Here is a 25,684-nt window from a genome sequence, read left to right as displayed (position 1 = left end):
GCTTCTAATCTTGGTAAATTATTAAGCTCTGGAAACATACTTTCCATCCGAAGTATTGATCACAAGTTTATCTCCCTTATTAATAAAGAAAGGAACTTGTACCGTAAGACCTGTTTCCAATGTTGCAGGTTTCGAGCCGCCACTTGCTGTATCCCCTTTAATTCCTGGTTCTGTTTCACTTACCTCAAGTTCCACATTGTTTGGCAGATCAACACCTAAGATTTCTCCTCCATACATGATTACGGATACTTCCGAGTTTTCTAGAATAAAGTTTAATTCATGTTCGATTTGGCTTGTCTGCATTTCAAGCTGCTCATACGTTTCTGTATCCATAAAGGCATGTGTATCACCAGATGCATATAAATACTGCATGTTCTTATGATCAATATGTGCCCTGTTTACTTTTTCTCCACCACGAAACGTTTTTTCCTGGATGTTACCACTACGTAAATTACGAAGCTTAGAACGAACGAATGCAGCACCTTTACCTGGTTTAACGTGCTGGAACTCCAACACCTGCCAAATACTGTTATCCACTTCAATTGTCAATCCTGTTTTAAAATCATTAACTGAAATCACATGTGTTTCCTCCTTGATTGTGAGCTTATAGTTGGATTAATTCCTTTTTCGCGAACGTTAGGCGCTCATTACCTGAATTTGTTACAACGAGATCATCTTCAATCCGGCAACCGCCAACGCCTGGAACATAAATACCCGGTTCAATAGTGACAACCATACCAGGCTCTAATTTTTGCTCTGACCGAGAAGCTAAACTAGGTGTTTCGTGTACTTCAAGCCCCACCCCATGTCCGGTAGAATGCCCGAAATAATCACCATAGCCTTTTTCTGTAATATAGTCACGCGTTATCGCATCAGCTTCTTTTCCAGTAATACCTGGCTTAATCCCATCTACCCCACGTAATTGTGCCTCTAATACTGTATCATAAATGGTACGCAGCTGCTCGTTTATTTCCCCAACAGCTACCGTACGGGTGATATCTGAACAATACCCTTGATACAATGCGCCAAAATCCAAGGTAACCAGTTCACCAGATTGTATTTCTTTATCTGATGCCACACCATGTGGAAGCGCAGAACGTTCGCCCGAGGCAACAATCGTATCAAAGCTAGAAGAAGTCGCACCTAATTTACGCATGTAAAATTCCAGTTCATTAGAAATATCAATTTCCTTCGCACCTGGTTTAATATAGCCTAGAACATGTTCAAATGCATCATCCGCTATCTTTGCTGCTTTTTTCATAATCGCTAATTCTTCAGCTGTTTTAATGGAACGGAGTGCTTCGACAATACCACTTACGGGAACTAATTCTGTTTCGAATATTGCTTTATATTTTTCATATTGACTGAATGTGATCGTATCTTTTTCAAAGCCCAACCGCTTGACATCCAGTGCTTTTAACTGATCTTTTATTTCCAATTCAATCACTTGTTTATGTTGGATAACTTTGAATTCCTTAGCTTGTGCTGTTGCTTGTGACGTGTACCGAAAATCGGTAATAAAACGCGCATCGTTTGTACTTATAATAGCAACACCAGCTGTTCCAGTGAAGCCCGTAACGTATCTTCTATTAATTGGGCTTGTAATTAAAATGGCATCTAAATTGTTTGCTTCAAGTGCATCTCTTAATTTTGTAAGTTTCTCCATGGGTTCATTCCTCTCTATGTAATTTACAACTTATTGCAGCTGCTTTTTAGTTTATCATAAACCAATTCATTTGAATAACGATTTTGTTTAAAAGGTTAGCTTCTTGCCTGCTTTCGATGCTTTTCTCTAACTTTCATATTATGATAATCAAAAGAAATAGCGTATCCAATAAATGCACCATATAATACAAATAGGCATATGCTGGAAACAACTGACTTAAATTGGAGATCTGTAAGCTGCGGAACATTGGAGAATAAGGGATGTAACACATAGAAGATCAACCCCCAGAGGATTACCCCATAAAGTATTCCTACCAACATGGAATTTATTTTTTTAAATACAGCAAAGTATATCACAGCTGGCAATAATGAAATGAAACCGGCCAGCAAAATCGAAAGGACATCCCCAAGCCAACCATTTGTCCATTCAGCAGTCAGCCATGATCTTAATAAAAACGATTTTGGTCCTACCTCAGAGAATTTAAAATAGTACATAATAACTCCAAAAGCACTCCATAGTAAACCGCCAATAAAACCCGTTAGCAATGCTTTAGAAAATATGCCTGATAAATTATCTTGTTTTTCTGAATGACTATCTTTTTTCATATCCAACACCTCCAATCTTATTATTGCCAACTACGCTAATTGCAATCAAAAACCATTTGAAGTATATAGTTATCTGAAAAAGAAAAATTTAACAAACACTTAACTAGTTATCTTGACACATTTCTAGTAAAATTGGAGATAAGGAAAATAAATAAACTTGAATAATTTTAGATTAAGAAGGAAAGAATTTAGAGTAATACCAGCTTTCTTGATTATTTTGCGATAATCATGATATAAAGCAAGTTAATTGTGGTATATAATATATAGAAGCATCATCATCTAATATAGAAGGGAGGACAAACAGATGGCTCGTAAGTTATTTCCCGTATTGATTGCTGGAATCATCGGTTTGGCAGCTGTTGGATTAATTACACAGCTATTCACTAATACCATGAGCTTTTTTACTAGTATCTTTATCATGATTGGTGTAGGTATCGTCATTTTTGCGGTAATCTATTTTGTCTTTCTCAATAAGAAACCCACTCCCAATGAAATGAAGAAATATAAAAAGGCAGTTAAACAATCAAAAGCCAAATACAAGCAGGAAAAACCCGCAAATTATACTGTAAATGCCAATAAAAAGCAGGGCATTCAAAAGAAGAAAAGAGGTAAACGTCCAACGCATTTGCGTGTGATTGATGGAAACAAACCAAAAGGAAAAGACCGGGCTTCGTTTTAAAAGCACGGTCTTTTTTTTATGTTGGCCAACGTGCTAAAAAACGATCAGCACTTTGCCTTCCGGACTGAAACAACTGCTCCTTGGTAGCTGTATCTAATTTAAAATTCATGGATTGAACATCATTTACGGGGATAAAAATAATATTATTTTTGTCTGAGGTTGAAATATATCGGGCATCGTGTGCCAATTTCATTGTTGAAAATAATGCATGAAACATATCCAGTGCATTTTTAATATACCGTGGCTGATTTTGCTCCTCGACTGATCCAGTCAATTTAACACCTAAAATAGGACGTTCTCTTTTGTATTCCCCTTTTTCAAATACCCATAAGGGGAAATTACTTAACAAGCCACCATCAACAATGATACTTTTATTCGATTTACCCGGCAATTTCTTCGGCATAAAAAAATAAGGAAATCCTGCACTCATTCTTACAGCTTTAGAAACGGGAAAATAGTTGGGTTCGATCCCATAAACCCTTTTTAAATCATCTGGGATAACAACCAGCTTCCCTAATGATAGATCACTGACAATCACCTTAAGATAACCTGGTTTCAAGTCACTAAATGTATAAATACCTTTGGCTGCTAACTGATTGTACAGCCAATTTTCCAGCTTATCACCTTTATTGATCCCAAGTTGAAAATAAAGAAAAAACCATTTACTAAATGGAATTATTTTTGTTAACGACGGTGGATCTGAGAATTGTTTTAAGTCCAATTTATCCATCAATATCTTTATTTCATTAAAAGGGTAGCCAGCTGCTATTAAGGAAGCAACAATCGCTCCTGCTGAGGTTCCCGCTACACGCTCCAAAAGTAATTGCTTTTCCTCGATACTTTCGAGTGCACCAACAAATGCGAAGGCTTTGACCCCACCACCAGAAAACACACCATCAATTTTCATGCCCTCTCCCCTTGTACTTTTTTAGACACTTATACAGATTACGCTTTTCTATCAGTGTAAGCATGGGGGACAGTAAATAGAACGTTTTTATAATTTAAAAATCCGCACGATTGCCTGAGTGCAACCGTGCGGATTCCAATTATTTCTCATCTCTTGCATGTATTTCTCTTAAATGAACCACGCGTTCCTTATCGGCTTTAAAGTAATTTACAAGATCTCCAATCCGATCAATCGAATTCCAGCTCAGATGGTGTTCTATTCCTTCTACATCATCATAAATATTCTCTTTCTCTACACCAATTATTTCAAGGAAATCTTCCAACAGCTCATGACGAAACACCAAACGTTCACCGATTTTTTTCCCTTTTTCGGTTAATACAAACCCTCTATATTTTTCATAATTTAAGTACGCATCTTTATCTAGTTTTTGAACCATTTTTGTTACAGACGATGGATGTACGCTTAATTGTTCAGCCATATCTGATACACGGGCGTAGCCTTTTGTGTCAATTAAGTTATAGATCAACTCTATATAATCTTCCATACTCGGCGTTGGCATAATGTCTCCCCCCATTTCTAGAATAGTTTTTAGTCAAGGCAACAATGTTTCTACCTATGAGGATACAGGATGTTTGCAAATTAGACAAGTAATTTTGATACAGCAAGAAGAAAGGATCAACGTTTGTCTGTTGATCCTTTCCGTATAAATACGCTTATAATCCACACTTCAGTTGTGCACCACAACTTGTACATGTATTACAGCCGCCAATATCCTCGATACTTCCTTCTCTACACACTGGGCATGTATCGCCAATCTCAGAACCAATCGTTACATTCGTGTTTCCCAGTTCCTGGATGGTATCCATTAACACAACTTTAGGTTGTTCTGTTTCAGTGAATAGTTCTGTTTGTTCACCGACTATATTATCCTCTGCTTTTAGAGTTAGTACTTGTGAGTCACGGCTGCCATCCACATAAACCGTTCCACCTTTCGCACCACCATTGTATAATCTACGGTAAACATTTTCCACTTGATCCACTGTATATCCTTTCGGTGCGTTCACCGTCTTGGAAATGGAGCTATCAACCCATCGCTGAATAACACATTGTGTATCCGCATGTGCTTCAGGCGGTAATTTCATTGCGGTAACAAACCACTCTGGTAACTTATCCGGATCGGCATCAGGATTTCGATCTAAATATTCCTGCACAATATCTGCTTTTACTTCTATAAATTTACCTAGTCTTCCACTTCTGTAATAAGAAAAGGAAAAATATGGTTCTAGTCCAGTTGATACGCCAACCATTGTCCCAGTGGAACCGGTTGGAGCAACGGTTAATAGATGTGAGTTACGAATACCATACGCTAGCACGCCTTCTCGAATATCTTCAGGCATTTGTTTCATATAGCCTGTATGAATAAAAGCGTCTCTTAATGCTGTTGTTTCCTCATCTGTCTTTCCGACTAAAAATGGGAAGCTTCCTTTTTCTTTGGCTAGTTTAATCGATTCACGATAGGCTGTGGTTGCAATCGTTTCGAAAATTTGATCAACCAACTTGTTACCTGCTTGCGAACCGTAAGCTGTTTCACAATAGATCAGCAGGTCATGCATACCCATAACACCTAATCCGACACGTCGCTCACCGAGTGCTTGCTTTCTATTTTCTTCTAGGAAATAAGGTGTTGCATCAATTACATTATCCTGCATTCTTACACCTGTTTTCACCGTTTGTTTTAACTTTTCAAAGTTAACTGTTTTTGTATCTTTATCAGCCATTTCAGCCAGATTAACTGCAGCTAAGTTACAAACAGAGTATGCTGCGAGCGGTTGTTCACCACATGGATTTGTTGCAACTACTTGATCTCCATAGGCTTTTGCATTTGTCATATCATTCGCATTATCAATGAAGAAGATACCCGGTTCTGCGGAATAGGTTGCACAAATATTAATCAAGTTCCATAGTTCTTTTGCTTTGACACGACGATAAACGCGTACACCATAACCCATTTCTTCCCATTTCCGTACATCTCCAACCTCATGCCAGTTTTCATTATATGCCTTCATTTGTTCTGGCGTATAATTTTCTACATCAGGGAAACGAAGGTCATACATATCATCATTTTCTACAGCTTCCATGAATTCCTTTGTTAAACATACAGAAATATTAGCACCTGTAAGAAATTCTGAGTTATGAACGGAATACCTTCCGCCTGTCGTCAGTTTTTCCTCTGCTTCACGAATTGCCGCTTCCGTAAACCCACCTAATCCAGGCATGGATCTGTAATTCACAATCCCCTGGTATAGATCGGATTCGGTGTCTGTTAAAGGGATAAAATCTAATTTTTCTTGTGCCTGACGTTTTATTTGCTCATCCGACGTATTTTCAATTAAATATCGAAGAATTCTTGGGTTTTGCATTTTTGAAATGATAAATTCAATAATATCAGGATGAGAATCAACTAGCATGATCATTTGAGCCCCACGTCTTGAACCGCCCTGTTCCACTAAATGTGTTAACTTCGCAATGTCATCCAGCCATGAAACAGAACCGGATGATTTGCCGTTAACACCTCTTGCTAATGTGTTTCTCGGTCTTAGGGTCGATCCATTTGTTCCGACGCCTCCACCCCTACTCATAATCTCCATCACTTGTTTACGATGATCGGAAATACCCTCACGGGAGTCCCGGATGAAAGGCATGACGTAACAATTAAAATAGGTCACATCTGTTTCAGCCCCAGCACCATATAACACTCTGCCTGCTGGTATAAAATTCAAGTTTGCTAATTCTTCATTAAATTTATTGAACCATTTTTGTTGATTTTCCTTCGTTTCTTCCACGCTTGAAAGCCCAGTTGCATTTCTCTTGGCTATTTGTTCATAGAACACTTCTAACGGCTTATCAATAACATCCAAACTACGATGGACTACACCAGTTGCTATTTCATCTTCATTATCCAGTACTGAAACAAAGTCCGGATCTACCTCAATTGCTGCTACCTTGTTTTCCCAGTCAATAGATTGGATAAAGCCTGTCCCACGTGCTGGAAATTTCGGATCTGCTTTTACTGTTAAAACAACGAAATCCCCTGTCTTTAGTGTTTTCTTTTCAGTATCTTTAAAAGCGTACCGATCGAGCATAACTAAACGGGAAACTCCTTTATGAGTTAGTTTCATATCTTCCGTAATCGGGTGCACCTGTGGATACATTTTAATATCTTGATTTAATGAGGCAACATCAATTGCCCTGATCGATTCTACAATAGTCGACATTTCACCGCTCCTTTATCCTATCAAAAAATATTCATTATTTACTATAACACGCTCATTATACAATACCATAATTCAACAGCTTAGAACAATATCTTGTATAACTTTTAGAAAAAAGCACTATATATGGTGTTAAAGCAAAAAGTGTTGATTTTGTCAATAATAAAAGCAGTAAAATATAGCTAATAGAAGTAATAAATGCATCTTATACTAAAAGTAGTCCATTTTATCACTTGCATAAATGTAAATGGTGTATTCCCCTCAATTGAACATCAAAATTCAAGTAACTTCACTTCATATTCGCTAATCTTTGAAAAAAAACCAAAATAACCATATAATAGAGGATGAATAAAAGTGAAAGACGGGGGACAATCATGCTAACAATTCTTATATTTGTATTAGTAATCCTAATCGCGGTTACTGTGTTCCGCTTCTTCAAACAGCGGACTTATTTAAAAACCTTAACGGAAGATCAGTTTAGAGAAGGCTATCGTAAAGCGCAATTAATAGACGTGAGAGAGCCGCAGGAATTTGAAAAAGGACATATTCTTGGTGCCCGAAATATTCCAGTGACACAATTGAAACAACGATTGGTCGAACTCAGAAAAGATAAACCTGTCTATCTTTATTGTCAGAGTGGATCACGATCTGGCAGAGCTGCACAGCTCCTGCACAAAAAGGGCTATGAAGACATCAATCAACTACAAGGCGGCTTTAAGAAATGGACTGGAAAAGTTAAAAAAAAATAGACATCTTTAAAACATACCTGGAGCAGCTAATGCTCCAGGTATGTTTTATTTAATCTGCTTTATTGTATCTTAGAATTGGTTTTCTCGCTGCTGTTGTTTCATCCATCCGTTTTACAATTGTATTATGCGGTGCTTCTTGCACCAGCTCTGGATTGTTCTTGGTTTCCTCAGCAATAGTCAGCATCGTTTCGATAAAACCATCCAGCGTTTCTTTAGATTCAGTTTCAGTTGGTTCAACCATCAAAGCTTCTTCCACATTAAGTGGGAAATAAATGGTTGGCGGATGGTATCCATAATCAAGCAAACGTTTCGCGACATCCAGTGTACGCACACCCAATTTCTTCTGTTTCTTACCAGATAGAACAAATTCATGCTTACAGTGCTGGTTATACGGTAATTCATATTCTTTTTCCAACTTGCGCATCATATAGTTTGCATTTAATACTGCAAATTCACTGACCTTTTTCAAACCTTCTGCACCCATTGTACGAATATACGTGTAGGCTCGAAGATTAATTCCAAAGTTACCATAATACGGTTTCACCCTGCCAATTGAATTGGGTCTGTCGTATTCAAATTTATAGCCATCATTAGCTTTCACAAGGATTGGCTTTGGTAAATAAGGTTCTAATTCTTTAGATACCCCTACTGGGCCAGAGCCCGGTCCACCGCCACCATGCGGGCCTGTAAAAGTCTTGTGGAGATTTAGATGGACAGCATCAAACCCCATATCTCCTGGTCTTGTATATCCCATAATTGCATTTAGGTTTGCACCATCATAATATAATTTTCCTCCGGCACCATGAACAACTGCTGCCATTTCCATGATTTCCGTTTCGAATAATCCCAATGTATTCGGGTTGGTTAACATCAGGGCTGCCGTATCTTTTCCTACCACCCGTTTAAGATCTTCTAAATCAACCAAACCTCTATCATTTGATTTCACGGTAACCGCGTCAAATCCCGCTACTGCTGCCGATGCTGGATTCGTCCCATGTGCGGAGTCTGGTACAATGACTTTGGTGCGTTCAAAATCGCCATTTGCTTCATGAAAAGCACGGATCATCATTAGTGCTGTCCACTCCCCCTGTGCGCCCGCAGCCGGTTGAAGTGAAACTTCATGCATCCCTGTAATCTCCCTTAATGCGGTTTGTAGATCATAGAGCATTTCTAATGCACCTTGAACACTTTTTGCATCCTGATGGGGATGAATGTGGCTAAACCCATCTAATCGAGCGACATCTTCATTTATTTTTGGATTATACTTCATTGTACAAGAGCCAAGTGGGTAAAAACCGGAATCTACTCCATAATTCCGATTAGAAAGCCCTGTATAATGGCGCATTAGTTCTAGTTCACTCACTTCCGGTAAATCCGGTGCTTCCTGACGAATATAGGCAACGTCCAGTTCAGCATCAAGATCCACTTCCGGAACATCCAATTCTGGCAGACTATAACTCGTTCTACCTGGTTTACTACGTTCAAAAATTAATGGAAAGTCTTTATTAGCCATTGATATCCCCCAATTCCTTTACAAAAGCATCAATTTCTTCTTTTGTACGAATTTCTGTAACCGCAACTAACATGTGTCCTTTCAGTTCCGGATAAGCAAACGCTAGATCATAGCCACCAATAATTCCTTGATCTAATAGCTGTTCATTTATTTCGGAAACTGATTTATGCAACGTGACAACCAACTCATTAAAGAAAGCTCCTTTGGTAAACACCGTGAAGCCTGCTTCTTCCAATTTCTGTTTTGCATATCTTGCTTTCTGCATATTTAATGCAGCCATTTTCTTTAGTCCATGTTTTCCAATGGAAGTCATTGCAACAGAGCTTGCCAGTGCGTTCAATGCTTGGTTGGAACAAATGTTCGAAGTGGCTTTATCACGACGAATATGCTGTTCTCTTGCCTGTAAAGTTAATACAAAACCACGAACACCATCTTCATCTGTTGTTTGCCCAACTAAACGGCCCGGGGTTTTTCGCATTAATTTCTTCGTTGTTGCAAAATATCCACAATGCGGACCACCAAATTGCGCAGGGATACCGAATACTTGCGTATCTCCTACTACGATATCAGCACCAAATTCTCCTGGTGGTGTTAAATAACCAAGTGCCAATGGATTACTTGATACGATAAACATCGCTTTCTTCTGTTGATCCATCAAATCCTTTACCTGTTGTAATGGTTCGATTTGGCCAAAGAAGTTAGGATATTGGATGACAACACTTGCTGTATTTTCGTCTAATTCTCTTTCTAATTGGTCTAAATCGGTCAATCCATTCTGATGATCGATTTCCACAATTTCAAGATTTGGTCCTTTAGCATAAGTTTCTATAACAGCTCTTGATTCTGGATGAATTGCTTTCGATACGAGAATTTTTTTCTTCTTCGTTTGTGCCGCTGATAAGTTCACCGCTTCAGCAAGTGAGGTACCACCATCATACATGGATGAGTTAGCCACCGGCATACCTGTCAATTCGGAAATCATCGTCTGAAATTCAAAGATCGCCTGTAGCTCGCCTTGGGAAATTTCCGGTTGATATGGCGTGTATGCTGTATAAAACTCCGATCTGGAAATCACATGATCAACAACAGATGGGATAAAATGATCATAAACCCCAGCACCTAAAAATGAACTATATTGTTTTAAATTCGCATTTTTATTTGCCATGGAAGACAATTCTTTCATTAATTGCTGCTCATTAGCAGGCTTTTTTAAATTCAGATCCCCTTGAAATCGAATCTTTTCAGGTATATCTGAGAATAATGCATCTGTTGACGGAATACCAATTGTATCCAGCATGTCTTGTTTATCTTCATTAGTCATTGGTAAATAACGAAATTCCATTGCTGTTCCCCCCTATTTTTCCCGTTTATAAAATGGTGATTTTACTACAACAGCTTTTAATGTACGTTTTCTTACTTGTACGTAAAGTTCTGTTCCTTCTTGCGCAAATTCTGATTTCACTAAAGCCATACCGATGTTTTTCTCTAGCGTTGGTGATTGTGTGCCCGATGTTACAAATCCAATATTTTCTTCACCTTTAAATACTTCATACCCATGACGTGGTATTCCTTTATCGATCATTTCAATATTTACTGATTTTCGATTCGGACCGTTTTCCACCTGATCTTTTAATACCGTTTTGCCAATAAAGTCCGCTTCCTTATTTACTTTCACAGCAAAAGATAAACCTGCTTCAATCGGGGTAATATCCTGAGACAGCTCCTGACCGTAAAGCGCCAAGTTTGCTTCAAAACGTAATGTATCCCTCGCACCAAGCCCAATTGGTTCTAACCCTTGATTTTTCCCGGCTTTCAGAACTGCGGTCCATAAATCTCTGCCACTTGATTTAGAAATATAAATTTCAAAGCCATCTTCTCCTGTATAACCTGTTCGGGAAACAATCGCAGTTTCAGTTATTCCAGCAAATTTCACCTGGTCATTAAAACGGAAGAATTTGATCTCACGCAAGTTGGTGTCTGTCATCGTTTGCAAAATGTTCTCAGCACGCGGGCCTTGTAATGCCAATTGAACATAATCCGCTGTCACATTTGTAATCGATACATCTGCATCCTCATAATCATTATGTTTGTTTAGCCATTCATAATCTTTGTCCGTGTTCGCAGCATTAACGACTAAGAAGTAATTATTTTCTGATATCATATAGATTAAAAAGTCATCAACAACACCACCGTTTTCGTAACACATAAACGTATAATGCGCACGTCCAGGAGTTAATTTCGCAACATCATTGGTTGTCATTTTTTGCAGAAAGTCCAAGCTTTTATCCCCTTGAACGACTATTTCTCCCATGTGAGACACATCGAATAAACCAGCCTTCGTTCGGGTTATCTGGTGCTCCTGTTTGATGCTAGTAAATTGTACAGGAAGATCCCAACCACCGAAGTCGATCGTCTTTGCTCCGAGTTTCTCATATTCGGGAAACAACGGTGTTCGCTTAAGATCACTCATTTCATCCACTCCTTATTCTTTTAAAATTTTGTGAATACCGTGAAAACACAAAAACAGAGATTTCTCCGCCGCGCAAAGAAATCTCTGTCCTTCAACCAGAAAGTTGCATATCGATATTGGAAATAATTTCAATCCATATCCATATTTGCTTCTTGGGTGGTTTACTTCTTGTAAACACTCTCCAGAGTCGCGTCCCACAAGAGTCTTTTTTGCCTGAGAGATTCGCTGATGCTTGCTCCTTCGGCGTCACAAAATGTGAGCTCTCCCCTTGTAATCATTCGCTTAATGAAAAAAGTCATATTTGGTTATACTATGTACAGCGCCTAAGAAAAACCTCTATAATCGAAACCATTATATCATAGAAATGATTTCAATTGTATAAAACTTAACGCAACTTAAGATTACTATTTAAAAAGGGTGTATATTATGAAGTCTATTCAATTGCAGCCAGATACAGCTTTTATTAATAACCTCGAAGCAACAATAGAAAACGATGGTCCCTTTTCCGCTTGGGAATTGTTCCGCATGACCTATCAGGTAGAACTTACTACCATGAGTCCATCTTTTAATGGATTGCGTTCATTAGAGCATCTGCCACATATCACCTTTTTGGATCATCAAGTTAAATGTGCCGAACTAGTGGTAGAAACCATGAATGGCAGAGCCATTTTGGCGGATGAAGTGGGACTTGGGAAAACGATTGAGGCAGGATTGGTCTTAAAGGAATATATGATCAGAGGCATGGTTAAAAAAGCCCTTTTACTCGTTCCTGCCTCTCTTGTCAACCAGTGGGTAACGGAATTAAATGAAAAATTTTATATTCCAGCCGTTGCCCATCGGAAAAATTACTCCTGGGAGCAATGCGACATCATCGTTTCCTCGATCGATACAGCCAAACGATCCCCGCACCGGGAAGCGATACTGGATATAGATTATGATTTTCTCTTAATCGACGAGGCACATAAGCTAAAAAATCATAAAACAAAAAACTATGCATTTGTTCGTTCATTGAATAAAAAATATTGCTTATTACTAACAGCTACCCCTGTGCAAAATAAGCTGATTGAAATTTTTAATCTGGTATCTATTTTGAAACCGGGACATTTAGGAAATTATGAATCCTTTCTCGAACAATATGGCAAAGACCGTACACAGGTAAAACGTGATGTCTATTTAAAGCAGCTAATCCAGAAAGTGATGATTCGCAATACACGAGAGAGTACATCGCTCAACAATACATCCCGAAAAATTGAAACAGTGTGGATTGATTTTACACCAGAAGAAATGGCTGTATATGATCAGATCAGTGAAAGCGTGGCATCCTTCTCCACATTTTCAAAGATTACCTTTCTAAGAGAACTTTGTTCCTCAAGGGAAGCTTGTTATTTGTCACTCAAAAAAACGGCGACAGAAGCGGAACAGGCAACTGCTATCGAGGATGTATTAACGGAAATAGAACAGCTGCCACATCATGTAAAAGCACAGAAAGCGGTTGAATTAATTAAAAATATTGGCGATGAAAAAGTAATTATTTTCACAGAATATCGAGCTTCACAGCATTATTTACAATGGTATCTACAGCAGCACGGTATTACATCTGTCCCTTTTAGGGGAGGATTCAAGCGTGGAAAAAAAGATTGGATGCGCCAGCTTTTTAAAGATCGTGCACAAGTATTAATTGCGACAGAAGCTGGCGGTGAAGGTATTAACCTGCAATTTTGCAACCACTTAATTAATTATGATCTACCTTGGAATCCAATGCGGATCGAACAAAGAATAGGAAGAATTCATCGCTATGGGCAAAATAAAGATGTTCATATTTATAATTTCGCCATCCGGCAAACGATTGAAGAACATATTATGAATCTGCTTTATGAAAAGATCAATTTGTTTGAGCAGGTTATCGGCCAACTCGATGATATTTTAACGGATTTGAATATCAATGATATGGAATCCGAAATTCAAGGTATATACGCAGAGTCTACATCTGTTGGCGAAGCGAAGATTAAGTTAAACAACCTATCGGAAATGATTAAACAAACTCAGGGAGTATCAAGGAGTGTGGAATAAATGATGGAAATAGCTAATTTAAGTGACTTTCTGGAAGGTTATTTCTCATCCCATCATTGTGAACTACTGGCTAATCATGATGGTGTCATGACGGTTCAATTAACAGAGCAAATGGACAGAGACTTGATGAACCGACCTTTTTACTGGCATTACGTAAAAAGCACTGGAAACAGTGGACAGCCAATGAAACTCACTTTAATTACAAACCCGAATCGACGAGATGAACAAGGTGAGTGGATTCATTTTGGCAGTCCGCGCCTCCAACAAATTATCAACCATCTCAAGCAAAATGAAAAATATACAAAGTTATTTCAAAGGGTGCACACAAATACCAATACGCCGTTATATCCTTGGCTTGTGTGCAATATAAAAATCAGTTATCAGGGTAAACAAAAAAAAGATGAGTTGATCTCGATTGGCCTGCATTTGGTAAATGGAACCATGCACACTGATATGATGCAGCGACTACAAGAAATTGGCCTGCACATGACAATATCTGATTATTGCTATCCGATTTCACCGATGATCAAGTTAAAAAGCGGCTATCTTCGCATTGAATCTGTTATTAACAATTATATCGAGCACCAATCACACGAATGGGCTGAGGCTTCACTGGAAACATTAGAAGAAGAAATAAAGACATTACAATATTTTTATACAGCGGATAACAATCCCGAACAAATGGAAAAAGAATTAAATGAGATAAGGCAAAGATATAATCCGAAGATAACTAGTGAAGTCATGAATGGCGGCATATTTTATCTTACAGAAGGATTCATTTAAAAGCAGTAGCAGGCAATGACTGGGTCATTACCTGCTACTGCTCCTTCCTGAAAAATATTTTAAACACAAATGGCAGTACACCAAACCAGCGATTCACATACATTCCTTGTGTGTCTTTTTGCTTTGTCTTTCTTTTTTTCCTCTCGTCCGGGGGCATATCTATATAAGTTACTACTTGTTCGGTCACAAACTTCAAATAATCATTTCCCGATATAATAATCACCCCTTCGTCAATATGGCTATTTATAGTTTTTACTGTTGAAGCAAAAGCTATTCGATTTTTTTATAAAGAATTTTTTCAAAAAAGAAGGACTTTATCTGTTTATGTCGAATATAGTAGTTGTTGCAAATTATTTAAGGAGGTGAAAAATGCATTGAATCCTGCCGCAGCCCTATCAAAGAAGCTACTTACAGCCGCGTTTGAAGTACAGGCATCAGATATTCACTTTTATCCATTCTCAGATGATACCGACATTTACTTTCGCATCCATGGCAAACGAATCTTTTACAAAAGAATCCGTATACAGCAGTATCAATTGTTGCTAACCTATTATAAATTCACATCAGAAATGGACATTGGTGAAATCAGAAAACCGCAAAATGGTGTCATTAACTATCGGGAAACATCTCAAGTCTACTCCCTTCGCTTATCAACGCTACCAATTAACCACACGGAAAGCCTGGCAATTCGTATCCTTCCACAAGAAGAAAATCTCACCCTGGAACAACTTTTCCTTTTTCCAAATCAATTACATCAATTAAAGGAATGGATTACAAATCGAGCAGGAATCATCCTGTTTACCGGACCAACCGGAAGTGGTAAGACCACTACGCTTTATGCTTTATTGCAAGCTATTTTAAAAGAAAAATCGTACCAGACCATTACATTAGAGGATCCCATCGAGAAAGAAATCAATGACATTCTGCAGGTCCAAGTGAATGAAAAAGCGGGCATTACTTATCAAACAGGATTAAAGGCCGCCCTTAGACATGATCCAGATATCATTATGATTGGAGAAATCCGCGATAAATATACGGCACAATTTGCTTTTGATGCTTCATTGACGGGACACCTTGTCTTAAGTACGCTACATGCTAAGAATGCTGAAGGAACCATTCATCGACTCTTAGAAATGGGACTTAATCAAACCGATTTGCAACAATCATTAATTGCAGTTGCTGCATTACAATTAATACCCGTTCAACAAAATAACCATACGAAAAGACGTGCAGCTATATTGGAGTTATTAGATGGAAAGTCACTGGAAAATACGTTGAATAGCAATGCCAGTGATAAAGCAAGTACCATCCAGTCTTTTGACCATTTGAGAAAGAAGGCTTTTGCATATGGATATATTTCTGAAGCGGTTTACAAAAACTCGCAATAAAAAACTGCCAAAAGAGGTTCAATTACGATTCTTAAAACTGCTGCATCGGCTTTTAAATAACGGTTATCCCTTACTTTCTGCATTAGAATCCATTCAATGGGATAAGCAGATGATTGAACCCGCTACACAGATTACGACAGCATTGAAAAATGGATTAACGATTGATAAAGCCTTTGAACAAGCTACTTTTAACCATTCGATTACATCTTATCTGTATTTTGTAAAAGCCAATGGCGATCTACTAGGAAGTATCGATAAATGTATTGAGATGTATGAGCAGCGGATGAATTACACAAAAAAGTTTCAACAGATCGTGCGATATCCGCTCATATTATTATTTATCTTCTCTGTGCTCCTATATTTCATTAAAAAATCCGTGCTCCCTTCATTTGTAGACCTCTTTCAAACAAGTACAGAAGCTTCGGCAACCGTAAATTTCTCCATGATGATCATCGAATTTCTAGGTAATCTTGTCGTCATCCTACTCATCTTAATCATTATCGCAATATTTGTTTGGCACGTGACGAAAAAGCATGTTCCCATTGAGAAACAGATGAAACTTTACAACCAAGTACCGATTTTCCGAACTTTTTTAAAGCTGCAAACCTCTTTTTTCTTTGCAACACACTTCAGTAACCTTCTAAAAACAGGTATGTCCTTCAAAGAAATTCTCGAACATATGACACACCAACAGAAATTACCTATCATTGCACATTACTCAACCTTAATGACAACAGAATTAACGCGAGGATTACACATTACAAGCTTAATTTCGCAATTTGCATTTTTGGAGCGACAATTAACTACGATTTTTCGCAATAATGCGGATGTACAGGCATTGGAGAAGGATTTAACTGTTTATGCTGGAATGTTGATGGAAGAAATCGAACGAAAAATAATCAAGGCGATTACATTTATTCAGCCTTTGTTTTTTATCATACTTGCAAGCTTTATCATTTTTATTTATATAACACTGATGTGGCCGATGTTTCAACTCATAAAAACCATTTAAAAGGAGATTTTAAATATGTTTAAAAACGAAAAAGGTTTCACACTAATAGAAATGCTAATTGTAATGATGATTATATCCGTATTAATTATACTAATTGTACCGAATTTGAGCGGCAGGAGTAAAGATGTGAATGAAAAAGGATGTGAAGCACTTGTTTCCGTCGTCCAAGCCCAAGTCGAAGCCTACCAATTAGAGAAAGGTAAGCGCCCAGTCAGTCTAGATGATTTAGTACCAGAATTTATTACGAATGATCAGAAGTCATGTAAAAGCGGTGGCGCCTTAATACTTAAAGATGGTGTCGTCACAGCACCCAGTAAGTAACGATGCGTAACAATAATGCATTTACACTATTAGAAGTTCTTTTTGCAATGGGCATTTTGTCCCTTCTATTGTTCATTAGTATCCCATTAAATCTGACAACACTGGAAAAGCAACAGATTGAACAGTTTTTTAAAACATTTGAATCTGATGTGCTTTATATTCAAAATTCCTCCATCACAACTGATGAAATAATCTATCTGAGATTTTTGGATGATCGTTATATACTTCGTAAGGCGAACGGTAACTCCATGGCAACTCGCAATTATCCCAAAGGATTAAAAATAGATTCAAGAACAAAACCAGATATCGTCTTCCATGAAACAGGTACGATCATCAATCCAAGGACGATAAAGGTAACAACAAATAACGGAACGTATCATATTGTTTTTCCCCTTGGGAAAGGCAGGTGCTATATTGTTAAAATCTGATGGATTTACCTTGATTGAGGTTTTAATCGCCACTAGCTTGCTGATGTTTATCATCTCAACCTTTGTTCCGATTTTTTCCCTATTAAACAATGAACGTGTAATCTTGAGTGACCGACGAACAATTTCATCCCAACTTCATGATGAATTACAAGCTTTTCTATGGGACGATCCGAACGTAATACCTGTGCATTTCACAAAAAACAGCAAACACAAAAAGATATCCTTTGATTTCACAAAAGAAAAAAACTTGATAAAAGGGTGTGCAAACTGGGAAAATGTTAAAAAATCCAAAGAAACGATCTGCCTTTATGGCTATCCACAAAAATGAAAAAGGGTTCACCTTTATATCGATGCTGTTAATGCTCACGATACTGGCAATGAGTTTACCGTTGTTAGCTTATGTAACCAAATCTGCTAACTATTCAACCAAGTATGATGAAATGGCCATTAACCAGTTTTTTCAATTTTTACGTGATGATTTCATACAGGCAACAGATTACCAAGTGAGTGAAACGGCACTAATATTAGTGATCGATGACACGACTACGGTAACCATTGAAAAATATCAGGACCTGATTCGTAGGCAAGTGAATAGAAAGGGGCATGAGACTTATTTGCGCGATGTAAAGGATTTATCTTTTAGCTCCCATGATTATGGTATCCGCGCAGCTGTGACTTCATTACAAGGAGAACACTATGAAAAAACAATTGTCTTTTATAACTAACCAACATGGATTTTTCTTATCGTATGTGCTTTTTATTACTTCGCTCATTTTTATTTTAACCATGTCCAACATTGCAATTTACCGAAATGATTTGCAAATAACAGCAAACCAAATAGATCAGGTTAAAATAGAAAGCTTATTTCAAATGGGACGTACAAAATTTAAAGAAGAGCTCGATAAATATAATAAACAAAAAGATATCGTAAGCTATGCATTTCCTGATGGAACTGTGGACATATTAATTGATGATATCCATGGTAATCAATATGAACTTTACTTTACAATCCTTACAAAAGAACAGCAATCAAAGTATAACATCACCAATACACTACAAGTGAATAATGATATAGATTGAATTTTGTCGGAAAATAAGCGATAAATATGTTACTATCTGGCAAAAAATTCATTTGTTTAGTAAGTTTCATTTACAATCTGCTTCACCTGGTTTATAATAACTTTGATAAGGTTACCAAAAAGGAGGGGGAAAAGCATGGATCGAATGTTTCGTGTGCTTGCCTTTTGGACAGGGATATTTACAGTCATGTTTTTTATTGGAGATATGCAAAAAACAGCACTATTATTCTTAGTACAAACGGCTTTTTTCCTTACAGTAAGTTATTTGAGATTATCTGAACGCATGTATATGTATCTGTTCGGTGCTTATTGTACCATTTTTATGGTTGGATTTACTTGGTATTCAGAGTTTATTCTCGTACCAGGTTTTGGACAGTAAGAAGAACAGGAAAACCCTGCTTATTAAAATAAGCAGGGTTTTCTTAATCATTGATAAAGGTTATAGTCACAATTTAAGATCGATCAGGGAAAAAAGGATTGTTTCTTTTTTCTGCTTTAATCGTTGTCTCTGGACCATGACCAGGATACACCGTAAGCGAATCGTTCAATGCGTAAAGCTGATTTCTTATACTTGTCTCTAGCTGATCAATGTCTCCGCCCGGTAAATCGGTACGCCCGATACCTTGCTGGAATAACACATCTCCGCTAATAACAAACCCTTCTTCTGCAAAAACAAAGCTGACACTCCCTGGAGAATGTCCAGGTGTATGTATGATTTCAAACTGGAATGGACCGATTTTCAGTTCACCTGGTTTTAGCATGTGTTCAGCAGGATCAGTGACGACCTCCGATCCAAACGATCCGGACCTATTTAAATCAGGATTACCGAGCCAATCCTGTTCATTTTGATGCAGGTATACATCTAGTCCTAAATCAGTTCTTAACGCCTGTACCCCACCAATATGATCGAAATGTGCATGTGTTAATAAAATTGCCTGAGCTGATAACTGTTCCTGCTGGAGAAAGGCAATAACTTGGTTTGCCTCACCTCCCGGATCAACCACCAGCGCCTGTCCTTCGTCATATACAATATAACAATTGGTTCCCAATGGTCCCAATGACATTTGTTTCATTTTCAACATATCATCTTCCACTCCCTTTTATAAAAACTTATGAAATAACTCGACAAAAACTAAAATATACTATAAAATAAATAATATAACTGTTTCATTACATAATAATACAAATGACATTCCATTACCAATTAGGAAGAAGTACACAAGGAGGATGAAATAAATGCATGTCGTATTAGCAATCTTACTATTACTTGTTGCTTTACTTGCAGTTGTGTCCGTGATTCGCCAGCTGAAATATAAAAATTTATTTGCTTTGGCTTTTTCAGCAATCGCAGCAGTAGCATTTGGATTTTTCTCAATAGCAACGATTATTTCTGAGATTTCCGGTTAATTAAAACCTATAACGATAAAAGCTAACTCAAAAAGTTAGCTTTTTTTATTTGTTTGCCTTTAGCAGTAACAACATATTGTACCAGTTACTACTCATCAAAACTTTTCCTCCTCGTTATCCTATCTTCCTAGCCAGAGGCAATCCTAGTTAAAATTTTACGTTTAATTCCTTTTGTTTCACTAGAAAAGCACTGCCAATCATGCCAGCATCATTTCCTAATTGGGCAACTCTTATATCGCACACTGCAGCAGCCCGCGGTAAGGCGTATCGGTCAAAAGCAGCAATAATCTCTTTTAATAACTGCCCACCTGCCTTTGATACGCCACCACCAATTAACACTTTAGATGGATTGAGCGTAACGGCCATATTCGCAATGAACATGCCCAATATATCCGCGGTATGCTGAATGATGCTTTCACTTAATGTATCCCCTTCCCCTGCTAATTGAAATATATCCTTCGTTGTAATTTCCCCGTACTCCTGAACAAACGCAGCCAATTTACTTGTAGGATTTCCAGTAATTACTTGTTTCGCCTGACGTACTATCCCTGTCGCCGATACAATCGTTTCCAAGCAGCCTCTGCGACCGCAATTACATGGCCAGCCATCCGGATCGATAGTCATATGACCAATCTCCCCTGCCATCCCATTCTCGCCGTCAACAACTGAACCATTAGCAATGATTCCACCGCCAACTCCCGTTCCTAGCGTAATCGCAATCACGTTTTTCGCCTGATTTCCTGCGCCCTTCCAATTCTCACCTAATACCGCTACATTGGCATCATTTTCCAAAAAGACTGGAAGTCCTGATTTGGCTTTTAATTGATCTGTTAGATCCACATTCTTCCAGCCAATATTTACTGCTTCAAACACAAATCCAGTATCCACATCAATAAAACCGGGCGCACCTACACCAATTCCAAGAATTGTGGAACGATCGATTGCCTCTTCCGTTAACCGTTGATCAAGTGAATGCCATATATCATCTATAATAGATTTTCCCGCATTTGTAGTATTTGTAGGTATTTCCCATTTTGTCAAAATATCACCATGATTATGTATAATACCGATTTTTACTGTAGTTCCTCCAATATCTATTCCGATAATGTAATCTGCCAAGTGTATAACCTCCTTTTGGTTTCTTGTAACTGTCTTTTTTCTTTTCGTAAAATTAATTTTGCCAATTGAAACACTTCTGTCTGGATAAATTCCATTTGATACAGTTCATCGATGTCCATTTCCATCAATTCCAGGTCGCCAATTCTATCTCCCGTATATACAAACGTACCAAACTTTTTTAATAATTGTTGCACATCATAAACCGTTTTCATTTTCATCACCAATTCCATTATACCAAATTCATTTGTGTTTAGGAATTACTCACATGGCATAAATGTCTTCCACTTTCATATATTCTTAAAAAGGACAACTTATCAAAGGATGAAATGTAATGAATAAATGGATCGTTCTTTTCTCTCTTATCTTATTAATTGGTGTGATTGGTATAACTTATTTCATGAAATCAAGTACGCTTCCTGTTGTCGGTTACTTCCCACTTGATGAACAGAGTCAATTTACCTTAGCTGAATCAAATTTAGAAATGGATACAGATCGAAAGATAAACTGGACAAGTGATTCCACAAGTGACAAAAGCATGTATTTAAGACAGGATGTTTCTTTATTATTTGAGAATGGTAAATTAAGAGGTGCCCGTAGTAAATGGAAACAAGACACGAATCAGATTGCCATCAAAGAATCATTATCTGTTAAAGAAAGCAGTTTATTTCAAACCATATCCTTTCATCACGGGGAAATTCACTTTCCCAACGATCAAATCAAGAGTATTCAACATATGTCAGCAGCAGAATTATATGTTGTTGACACCACTAAAACAGCTTTAACAGCTTTCACATCACCTGAAAACCGCGAAGAGACAGAATGGAAAAGCTTACTGGATAAGACAACAAAACAGCAATTGCTGTTTCACTGGCATCAATTATTTTCTTATTTCGATATTGACAGTGATTCCTACCTCGCCGTACCTATCACTGCGTTAAACAAGTACGATAATGAACCACTTCCATCGTTGTCACAAGCTGAAACCAACCAAATCATTGGTCAATTGTGGGAAGGTTTATACAAAAATTATGTTATCCCTGCAACAACTTTGAACGAAAAACAGGATTCCAATTTTATCCCGATCGTCTTATTTAATAAACAACAAGCGCATTTACTCGTACTATTCGAACTCAATGGTAAGAAACAGCAACTGATCCAAAAATATCCTGAATAAAAAAGTGCCGAAATGGCACTTTTTTTATTCAGGGGATTCACCAATGATTTCCTCATATAATTCCAAATATCCTTCATCATCCGGATTCAGTTTGTATGCTTCCTTAATACTATCTTCTGCCTGCGTTTCCTGGCCTGTATTATGGTACAGCAAGGCTAGATTATAGTGTGCTTCAGGAACCGTATTATCCAACACGATACTACTCTCCAGATCTTCAATCGCCAAGTCAATGTCATTTAATTGAATGTAAGCAAATGATCGTTGGAATAATATAAAGGCTTCCAGTTCTCCAGCATTTTTCAATGCTTCTGTCGCAACATCGACTACTTCTTCATAATTTGCTTGATCATTTAACGCTTCTATTTTTGTTAATTGATATGCATCACTATTCAAGTTATTATGGACACCAAATACACCTATACCAATTACCAAAACAAGATAAACAATCAATGCGATAAATTGCAGCAAAAAACTTTTCTTTTTTGGCAAATGAACAATTGCAGCAGCGATAAACCCTGCAATCAATCCGCCAATATGTGCCCCCATATCAATTTGCTGTACGGTAAAGCCAAACACAATATTAATACCGATTAAAAGCAAGATGCCACTTCCCATGGTTTGGAAGAATATTTTCTTATACTTCAGCCCGAAGAATAGTAGCGCACCAAATAGGCCAAATAATGCGCCGGATGCTCCGGCAGAAACGTTCGTCGTAAATGCAAAACTCGCTAACGATCCACCAATTCCGGCCATAAAATAAATTAATAAAAATCGCCAGGAACCATAAATACGCTCCACAGTTGCACCTATGTAAAAGACAGCAAGCATATTCATAAATAGATGGATAAAGCCAATATGTAAAAACATCGAGCTGATCAATCGCCACCATTGTCCATCAATGATGTCCGGGTTATATTTGGCGCCATATTGGATCAGTGTTTCTGTTTGTGTGCTTCCACCATTTAACTCAAGCAATAGGAAAATAAGCACATTAATTGCCAATAAAATATAAGTGAAAAATGGCTTTCCAAACGTCAAAACTTCTTCCGTTTCTTTTTGCACGCTTTGCTGTGTGCCTATTAAATAGGTTTGATATTCAGCAATCTTCTCTTCTATCGTTTCTTCCGGGTCTTCTTGTGACATATTCATGGAGGGGACGCCAATAGATTGTTCAAATCTTGTTTTCTCAGTTGTGAAGTCATTTTCCGATAAATAAAAGACGTGCATTTTTATCGGATTCTTTTCATTCAGCTGCATCGGTTTTTTAAACATTTCCCAATCGTCTATCGGTGTTTCTGAAGATATATAAACATTATAAAGTTCCACTTGTTTCCCGGTTAATAATGTTTTCATCGCTTTCGCCTTTTGAAATACTACTGCAATATCCCGCTTTAAATGATTTTTCCAAGCGAATCCTGTAGGTATTAAACGGATAACCTTCGATACTTTATTTTCATATTTTTCCAACCATATTTCATGATGATCCCTATCGATATGTAATACTTCATATTGATTGTCAGTCACTAATTGATATGCTAACTCGTATACGGCATACGGTTCATTGAAATACATACATCAACCCCCTGACATCCATCATAACAAAATCAGGCATACATTAGCCACTTAATTCCTCAAATAGATGGAAAGTAATCGTGAAAGGTCATTTCCCTGCATTATTGTCTGTTTTACTGCATATAAAAAGAAGTTGTTAGGTAACAACTTCTTTTTATATAGATAGGAAACTTCCCTATTGTATCAATGCCTTCGAACGTCTCCTAACGAAATCTAGGATTGAGTTTTAAATAAACCTGGTAGCACTTTTGCACGTATCGCAGGCATATTCATGGATATGATAACAGCCAACTTACGTAGAAAGCTAATGGCCAGTAGAGTATTGACCACACGATAACGCCATTTAAAGAGAAACGTCAATACAGTAGCAGCACAAGCCAAAACAATCAGTATTCTCATTCAAACACCTTCTTTTCCGTGGTGTTCTTAGTTATTTTCTAATTTCGTTTAAATTATGCATTACGAACCAATATAACGGTCATACATGGTGCGGGCAACAATAGGGTCCTCTGTCCCTTGAACAAGTACCCTGCCGTCAGGAAACAACACGAAATCGATGGAGTCAACGACTGCCTTTAATAAAAAAGGGGTTCGCTGAACAGTAGCAACCTTCGTGAGACGAGATTCCCATTGTTGAAGATCGATGGCTGTTTTTTCATGTATCTGGACAGTATTTCGACCACATAATATCGTTTCCTGATCCGCTGCTTTTGCCTGAAGTGCTGGAAATTCCTCCCGTTGGCAAGCCGGGCACTGTGGATTTGGTTGCTTAAACTTCATATCGTATTGTTGATTGAACCAAACATCGAAAGTAAGCAATGTATACCGCAAATACTGCTGATTGCCGGTCAAATATTTCATCGTTTCCGTTACTTGCAGAGATGAAACAACATCCACTGCAGGTGAAATCACTCCTACCGTGTCACATGTTTGTCCATGGTCTGCGCCCTCTTTTACAATACATCTTAAGCATGGTGTCTCTTTTGGGATAAAAAAAGCAGTCATCCCGCGTGAGCTTACGACACCCCCATAGGAAAACGGAATACCTTTTTTATAGCATATGTCGTTGAGAAGATATCTTGTAGAAAAGTTATCAGTACCATCCATGACAACATCAACACCGTCTGTTAACTCCTTTATATTTTCATAAGTAGCATTGCCAACAATCGCTTCAATTGTAATGGAACTGTTTATTTTTTCTAATTTTTGTTTTGCAGCCACGGATTTCGGTAGTGCCTGACGAACATCTTCCTCATCAAATAGCATCTGCCTTTGTAAATTACTTAATTCAACATAATCACGATCAATCAGCCTGATTTTCCCAATCCCGGAACGAACCAGATGATTGCATATAACCGTTCCCAAAGCTCCAGCACCAACAACGAGTACAGTGCTCCCTGCCAACATCTCTTGCCCTTTTTCCTGAATCGATGAGAATAATACCTGACGAGCGTAGCGGTTCACGTTCAT

Annotated in this window: 29 protein-coding genes and 2 riboswitches; of the genes, 14 read left to right on the top strand and 15 right to left on the bottom strand. The window is 37.8% G+C overall.

Annotated features, from left to right (window positions below; all coding sequences use genetic code 11):
* Nucleotides 1–21 precede the first annotated feature (21 nt).
* The 3 genes from efp to JOC34_RS01730 all read right to left on the bottom strand — a co-directional run bounded on the left by efp (nucleotide 22) and on the right by JOC34_RS01730 (nucleotide 2,271).
* The gene (efp, locus tag JOC34_RS01740; protein ID WP_205134980.1) at nucleotides 22–579 is read right to left on the bottom strand and encodes an elongation factor P; all 558 of its coding nucleotides are present in this window, start codon (nucleotides 577–579) and stop codon (nucleotides 22–24) included.
* Nucleotides 580–604: 25 nt separating this feature from the next.
* Nucleotides 605–1,666, bottom strand: a complete 1,062-nt coding sequence (locus JOC34_RS01735; RefSeq protein WP_205134979.1) for a M24 family metallopeptidase — start codon at nucleotides 1,664–1,666, stop codon at nucleotides 605–607.
* A gap of 95 nt (nucleotides 1,667–1,761) precedes the next feature.
* Complete coding sequence (locus JOC34_RS01730) at nucleotides 1,762–2,271, bottom strand: YqhR family membrane protein (RefSeq protein ID WP_205134978.1); 510 nt, start codon at nucleotides 2,269–2,271, stop codon at nucleotides 1,762–1,764.
* 304 nt (nucleotides 2,272–2,575) lie between these two features.
* Between JOC34_RS01730 and JOC34_RS01725 the strand changes: the two genes are divergently transcribed.
* Complete coding sequence (locus JOC34_RS01725) at nucleotides 2,576–2,950, top strand: SA1362 family protein (protein ID WP_205134977.1); 375 nt, start codon at nucleotides 2,576–2,578, stop codon at nucleotides 2,948–2,950.
* A 16-nt stretch (nucleotides 2,951–2,966) separates the two neighbouring features.
* Here JOC34_RS01725 and JOC34_RS01720 read toward each other — a convergent pair whose 3' ends face one another.
* The 3 genes from JOC34_RS01720 to JOC34_RS01710 all read right to left on the bottom strand — a co-directional run bounded on the left by JOC34_RS01720 (nucleotide 2,967) and on the right by JOC34_RS01710 (nucleotide 7,132).
* Nucleotides 2,967–3,857, bottom strand: coding sequence for a patatin-like phospholipase family protein (locus tag JOC34_RS01720; protein ID WP_205134976.1), 891 nt, complete (start codon nucleotides 3,855–3,857; stop codon nucleotides 2,967–2,969).
* Nucleotides 3,858–3,996: 139 nt separating this feature from the next.
* On the bottom strand, nucleotides 3,997–4,416 hold the full coding sequence (gene mntR, locus JOC34_RS01715; RefSeq protein ID WP_205134975.1) for a transcriptional regulator MntR: 420 nt from the start codon (nucleotides 4,414–4,416) through the stop codon (nucleotides 3,997–3,999).
* 154 nt (nucleotides 4,417–4,570) lie between these two features.
* Complete coding sequence (locus tag JOC34_RS01710; RefSeq protein WP_205134974.1) at nucleotides 4,571–7,132, bottom strand: vitamin B12-dependent ribonucleotide reductase; 2,562 nt, start codon at nucleotides 7,130–7,132, stop codon at nucleotides 4,571–4,573.
* 371 nt (nucleotides 7,133–7,503) lie between these two features.
* Between JOC34_RS01710 and JOC34_RS01705 the strand changes: the two genes are divergently transcribed.
* Nucleotides 7,504–7,878, top strand: a complete 375-nt coding sequence (locus tag JOC34_RS01705) for a rhodanese-like domain-containing protein (RefSeq protein ID WP_205134973.1) — start codon at nucleotides 7,504–7,506, stop codon at nucleotides 7,876–7,878.
* A 49-nt stretch (nucleotides 7,879–7,927) separates the two neighbouring features.
* On the opposite strand, the gene gcvPB is transcribed toward JOC34_RS01705, so the two are convergent.
* From gcvPB to gcvT, 3 genes are read right to left on the bottom strand one after another with little or no spacing between them, the layout of a single operon-like run.
* Nucleotides 7,928–9,391, bottom strand: a complete 1,464-nt coding sequence (gene gcvPB, locus JOC34_RS01700; protein WP_205134972.1) for an aminomethyl-transferring glycine dehydrogenase subunit GcvPB — start codon at nucleotides 9,389–9,391, stop codon at nucleotides 7,928–7,930.
* Entirely contained in the window at nucleotides 9,384–10,733 is a 1,350-nt protein-coding gene (gene gcvPA / locus JOC34_RS01695) for an aminomethyl-transferring glycine dehydrogenase subunit GcvPA (protein ID WP_205134971.1), read from the bottom strand. Before gcvPA ends, gcvPB begins: the two co-directional genes overlap by 8 nt.
* Nucleotides 10,734–10,745: 12 nt before the next feature.
* Entirely contained in the window at nucleotides 10,746–11,861 is a 1,116-nt protein-coding gene (gene gcvT / locus JOC34_RS01690; protein WP_205134970.1) for a glycine cleavage system aminomethyltransferase GcvT, read from the bottom strand.
* An 82-nt stretch (nucleotides 11,862–11,943) separates the two neighbouring features.
* Nucleotides 11,944–12,048: riboswitch (glycine riboswitch) on the bottom strand.
* A gap of 3 nt (nucleotides 12,049–12,051) precedes the next feature.
* A riboswitch (glycine riboswitch) is annotated at nucleotides 12,052–12,139 on the bottom strand.
* 148 nt (nucleotides 12,140–12,287) lie between these two features.
* Between gcvT and JOC34_RS01685 the strand changes: the two genes are divergently transcribed.
* Both JOC34_RS01685 and JOC34_RS01680 read left to right on the top strand, forming a co-directional pair.
* Complete coding sequence (locus tag JOC34_RS01685) at nucleotides 12,288–13,931, top strand: DEAD/DEAH box helicase (RefSeq protein WP_205134969.1); 1,644 nt, start codon at nucleotides 12,288–12,290, stop codon at nucleotides 13,929–13,931.
* A complete protein-coding gene (locus JOC34_RS01680; RefSeq protein WP_338062627.1) occupies nucleotides 13,932–14,714 on the top strand; it encodes a YqhG family protein in 783 nt (260 codons plus the stop codon).
* Nucleotides 14,715–14,748: 34 nt separating this feature from the next.
* On the opposite strand, the gene JOC34_RS01675 is transcribed toward JOC34_RS01680, so the two are convergent.
* Entirely contained in the window at nucleotides 14,749–14,937 is a 189-nt protein-coding gene (locus JOC34_RS01675) for a YqzE family protein (protein WP_338062626.1), read from the bottom strand.
* Between the two features lie 151 nt (nucleotides 14,938–15,088).
* Between JOC34_RS01675 and comGA the strand changes: the two genes are divergently transcribed.
* From comGA to JOC34_RS01635, 8 genes are all read left to right on the top strand, one after another.
* Nucleotides 15,089–16,102 carry a competence type IV pilus ATPase ComGA gene (gene comGA / locus JOC34_RS01670; protein WP_205134968.1) on the top strand — a complete coding sequence of 338 codons (1,014 nt, stop codon included), beginning with the start codon at nucleotides 15,089–15,091 and terminating at the stop codon, nucleotides 16,100–16,102.
* Nucleotides 16,062–17,114 carry a competence type IV pilus assembly protein ComGB gene (comGB, locus tag JOC34_RS01665; RefSeq protein WP_205134967.1) on the top strand — a complete coding sequence of 351 codons (1,053 nt, stop codon included), beginning with the start codon at nucleotides 16,062–16,064 and terminating at the stop codon, nucleotides 17,112–17,114. The genes comGA and comGB overlap by 41 nt, the downstream gene beginning before the upstream one ends.
* 15 nt (nucleotides 17,115–17,129) lie before the next feature.
* On the top strand, nucleotides 17,130–17,435 hold the full coding sequence (comGC, locus tag JOC34_RS01660) for a competence type IV pilus major pilin ComGC (RefSeq protein WP_205134966.1): 306 nt from the start codon (nucleotides 17,130–17,132) through the stop codon (nucleotides 17,433–17,435).
* A 2-nt stretch (nucleotides 17,436–17,437) separates the two neighbouring features.
* Entirely contained in the window at nucleotides 17,438–17,863 is a 426-nt protein-coding gene (comGD, locus tag JOC34_RS01655) for a competence type IV pilus minor pilin ComGD (protein WP_205134965.1), read from the top strand.
* Nucleotides 17,850–18,191, top strand: a complete 342-nt coding sequence (locus JOC34_RS01650; protein ID WP_205134964.1) for a prepilin-type N-terminal cleavage/methylation domain-containing protein — start codon at nucleotides 17,850–17,852, stop codon at nucleotides 18,189–18,191. The genes comGD and JOC34_RS01650 overlap by 14 nt, the downstream gene beginning before the upstream one ends.
* Nucleotides 18,139–18,588, top strand: coding sequence for a competence type IV pilus minor pilin ComGF (gene comGF / locus JOC34_RS01645; protein WP_205134963.1), 450 nt, complete (start codon nucleotides 18,139–18,141; stop codon nucleotides 18,586–18,588). The genes JOC34_RS01650 and comGF overlap by 53 nt, the downstream gene beginning before the upstream one ends.
* A complete protein-coding gene (locus tag JOC34_RS01640) occupies nucleotides 18,560–18,943 on the top strand; it encodes a hypothetical protein (RefSeq protein WP_205134962.1) in 384 nt (127 codons plus the stop codon). The genes comGF and JOC34_RS01640 overlap by 29 nt, the downstream gene beginning before the upstream one ends.
* Nucleotides 18,944–19,078: 135 nt before the next feature.
* Nucleotides 19,079–19,321 (top strand): DUF2626 domain-containing protein, encoded by a 243-nt coding sequence (locus JOC34_RS01635; protein ID WP_205134961.1) that lies wholly within the window; start codon nucleotides 19,079–19,081, stop codon nucleotides 19,319–19,321.
* A 73-nt stretch (nucleotides 19,322–19,394) separates the two neighbouring features.
* Here the strand turns inward: JOC34_RS01635 and JOC34_RS01630 are convergent, their stop codons facing one another.
* Nucleotides 19,395–20,024 (bottom strand): MBL fold metallo-hydrolase, encoded by a 630-nt coding sequence (locus JOC34_RS01630; RefSeq protein WP_205134960.1) that lies wholly within the window; start codon nucleotides 20,022–20,024, stop codon nucleotides 19,395–19,397.
* Nucleotides 20,025–20,178: 154 nt separating this feature from the next.
* Between JOC34_RS01630 and JOC34_RS01625 the strand changes: the two genes are divergently transcribed.
* On the top strand, nucleotides 20,179–20,349 hold the full coding sequence (locus JOC34_RS01625) for a DUF2759 family protein (RefSeq protein WP_205134959.1): 171 nt from the start codon (nucleotides 20,179–20,181) through the stop codon (nucleotides 20,347–20,349).
* Nucleotides 20,350–20,496: 147 nt separating this feature from the next.
* Here the strand turns inward: JOC34_RS01625 and JOC34_RS01620 are convergent, their stop codons facing one another.
* Nucleotides 20,497–21,468: an ROK family glucokinase gene (locus JOC34_RS01620; protein ID WP_205134958.1), complete on the bottom strand. Its 972-nt coding sequence runs from the start codon at nucleotides 21,466–21,468 to the stop codon at nucleotides 20,497–20,499.
* Entirely contained in the window at nucleotides 21,444–21,680 is a 237-nt protein-coding gene (locus JOC34_RS01615) for a YqgQ family protein (protein ID WP_205134957.1), read from the bottom strand. Before JOC34_RS01615 ends, JOC34_RS01620 begins: the two co-directional genes overlap by 25 nt.
* A 119-nt stretch (nucleotides 21,681–21,799) precedes the next feature.
* On the opposite strand from JOC34_RS01615, the gene JOC34_RS01610 reads away from it, so the two are divergent.
* Complete coding sequence (locus JOC34_RS01610; protein WP_205134956.1) at nucleotides 21,800–22,642, top strand: hypothetical protein; 843 nt, start codon at nucleotides 21,800–21,802, stop codon at nucleotides 22,640–22,642.
* 24 nt (nucleotides 22,643–22,666) lie between these two features.
* Here JOC34_RS01610 and JOC34_RS01605 read toward each other — a convergent pair whose 3' ends face one another.
* Entirely contained in the window at nucleotides 22,667–24,214 is a 1,548-nt protein-coding gene (locus tag JOC34_RS01605) for a rhomboid family intramembrane serine protease (RefSeq protein WP_205134955.1), read from the bottom strand.
* Between the two features lie 459 nt (nucleotides 24,215–24,673).
* On the bottom strand, nucleotides 24,674–25,684 hold the full coding sequence (locus tag JOC34_RS01600) for a ThiF family adenylyltransferase (protein ID WP_205134954.1): 1,011 nt from the start codon (nucleotides 25,682–25,684) through the stop codon (nucleotides 24,674–24,676).

The sequence above is a fragment of the Virgibacillus halotolerans genome (genome assembly GCF_016908515.1).
Taxonomy (GTDB): Bacteria; Bacillota; Bacilli; order Bacillales; family Amphibacillaceae; genus Virgibacillus_M; species Virgibacillus_M halotolerans.
Note: the sequence above shows the minus strand (reverse complement) of the source record. Positions and strands in the feature narration are given on the sequence as shown.

Bases quoted from the DNA above. Each gene is read 5' to 3' on its own strand.
- JOC34_RS01640 (WP_205134962.1), top strand. From the start codon at position 18,560: ATGAAAAAACAATTGTCTTTTATAACTAACCAACATGGATTTTTCTTA.
- gcvPA (WP_205134971.1), bottom strand. From the start codon at position 10,733: ATGGAATTTCGTTATTTACCAATGACTAATGAAGATAAACAAGACATG.
- JOC34_RS01605 (WP_205134955.1), bottom strand. From the start codon at position 24,214: ATGTATTTCAATGAACCGTATGCCGTATACGAGTTAGCATATCAATTA.
- JOC34_RS01710 (WP_205134974.1), bottom strand. From the start codon at position 7,132: ATGTCGACTATTGTAGAATCGATCAGGGCAATTGATGTTGCCTCATTA.
- JOC34_RS01615 (WP_205134957.1), bottom strand. From the start codon at position 21,680: ATGAAAACGGTTTATGATGTGCAACAATTATTAAAAAAGTTTGGTACG.
- JOC34_RS01635 (WP_205134961.1), top strand. From the start codon at position 19,079: ATGGATCGAATGTTTCGTGTGCTTGCCTTTTGGACAGGGATATTTACA.
- JOC34_RS01705 (WP_205134973.1), top strand. From the start codon at position 7,504: ATGCTAACAATTCTTATATTTGTATTAGTAATCCTAATCGCGGTTACT.
- comGF (WP_205134963.1), top strand. From the start codon at position 18,139: ATGTTAAAAAATCCAAAGAAACGATCTGCCTTTATGGCTATCCACAAA.
- JOC34_RS01610 (WP_205134956.1), top strand. From the start codon at position 21,800: ATGAATAAATGGATCGTTCTTTTCTCTCTTATCTTATTAATTGGTGTG.
- JOC34_RS01630 (WP_205134960.1), bottom strand. From the start codon at position 20,024: ATGTTGAAAATGAAACAAATGTCATTGGGACCATTGGGAACCAATTGT.
- JOC34_RS01600 (WP_205134954.1), bottom strand. From the start codon at position 25,684: ATGAACGTGAACCGCTACGCTCGTCAGGTATTATTCTCATCGATTCAG.
- comGD (WP_205134965.1), top strand. From the start codon at position 17,438: ATGCGTAACAATAATGCATTTACACTATTAGAAGTTCTTTTTGCAATG.
- gcvPB (WP_205134972.1), bottom strand. From the start codon at position 9,391: ATGGCTAATAAAGACTTTCCATTAATTTTTGAACGTAGTAAACCAGGT.
- JOC34_RS01725 (WP_205134977.1), top strand. From the start codon at position 2,576: ATGGCTCGTAAGTTATTTCCCGTATTGATTGCTGGAATCATCGGTTTG.
- comGB (WP_205134967.1), top strand. From the start codon at position 16,062: ATGGATATATTTCTGAAGCGGTTTACAAAAACTCGCAATAAAAAACTG.
- JOC34_RS01685 (WP_205134969.1), top strand. From the start codon at position 12,288: ATGAAGTCTATTCAATTGCAGCCAGATACAGCTTTTATTAATAACCTC.
- JOC34_RS01680 (WP_338062627.1), top strand. From the start codon at position 13,932: ATGATGGAAATAGCTAATTTAAGTGACTTTCTGGAAGGTTATTTCTCA.
- JOC34_RS01625 (WP_205134959.1), top strand. From the start codon at position 20,179: ATGCATGTCGTATTAGCAATCTTACTATTACTTGTTGCTTTACTTGCA.
- JOC34_RS01720 (WP_205134976.1), bottom strand. From the start codon at position 3,857: ATGAAAATTGATGGTGTGTTTTCTGGTGGTGGGGTCAAAGCCTTCGCA.
- JOC34_RS01735 (WP_205134979.1), bottom strand. From the start codon at position 1,666: ATGGAGAAACTTACAAAATTAAGAGATGCACTTGAAGCAAACAATTTA.
- comGC (WP_205134966.1), top strand. From the start codon at position 17,130: ATGTTTAAAAACGAAAAAGGTTTCACACTAATAGAAATGCTAATTGTA.
- JOC34_RS01730 (WP_205134978.1), bottom strand. From the start codon at position 2,271: ATGAAAAAAGATAGTCATTCAGAAAAACAAGATAATTTATCAGGCATA.
- gcvT (WP_205134970.1), bottom strand. From the start codon at position 11,861: ATGAGTGATCTTAAGCGAACACCGTTGTTTCCCGAATATGAGAAACTC.
- mntR (WP_205134975.1), bottom strand. From the start codon at position 4,416: ATGCCAACGCCGAGTATGGAAGATTATATAGAGTTGATCTATAACTTA.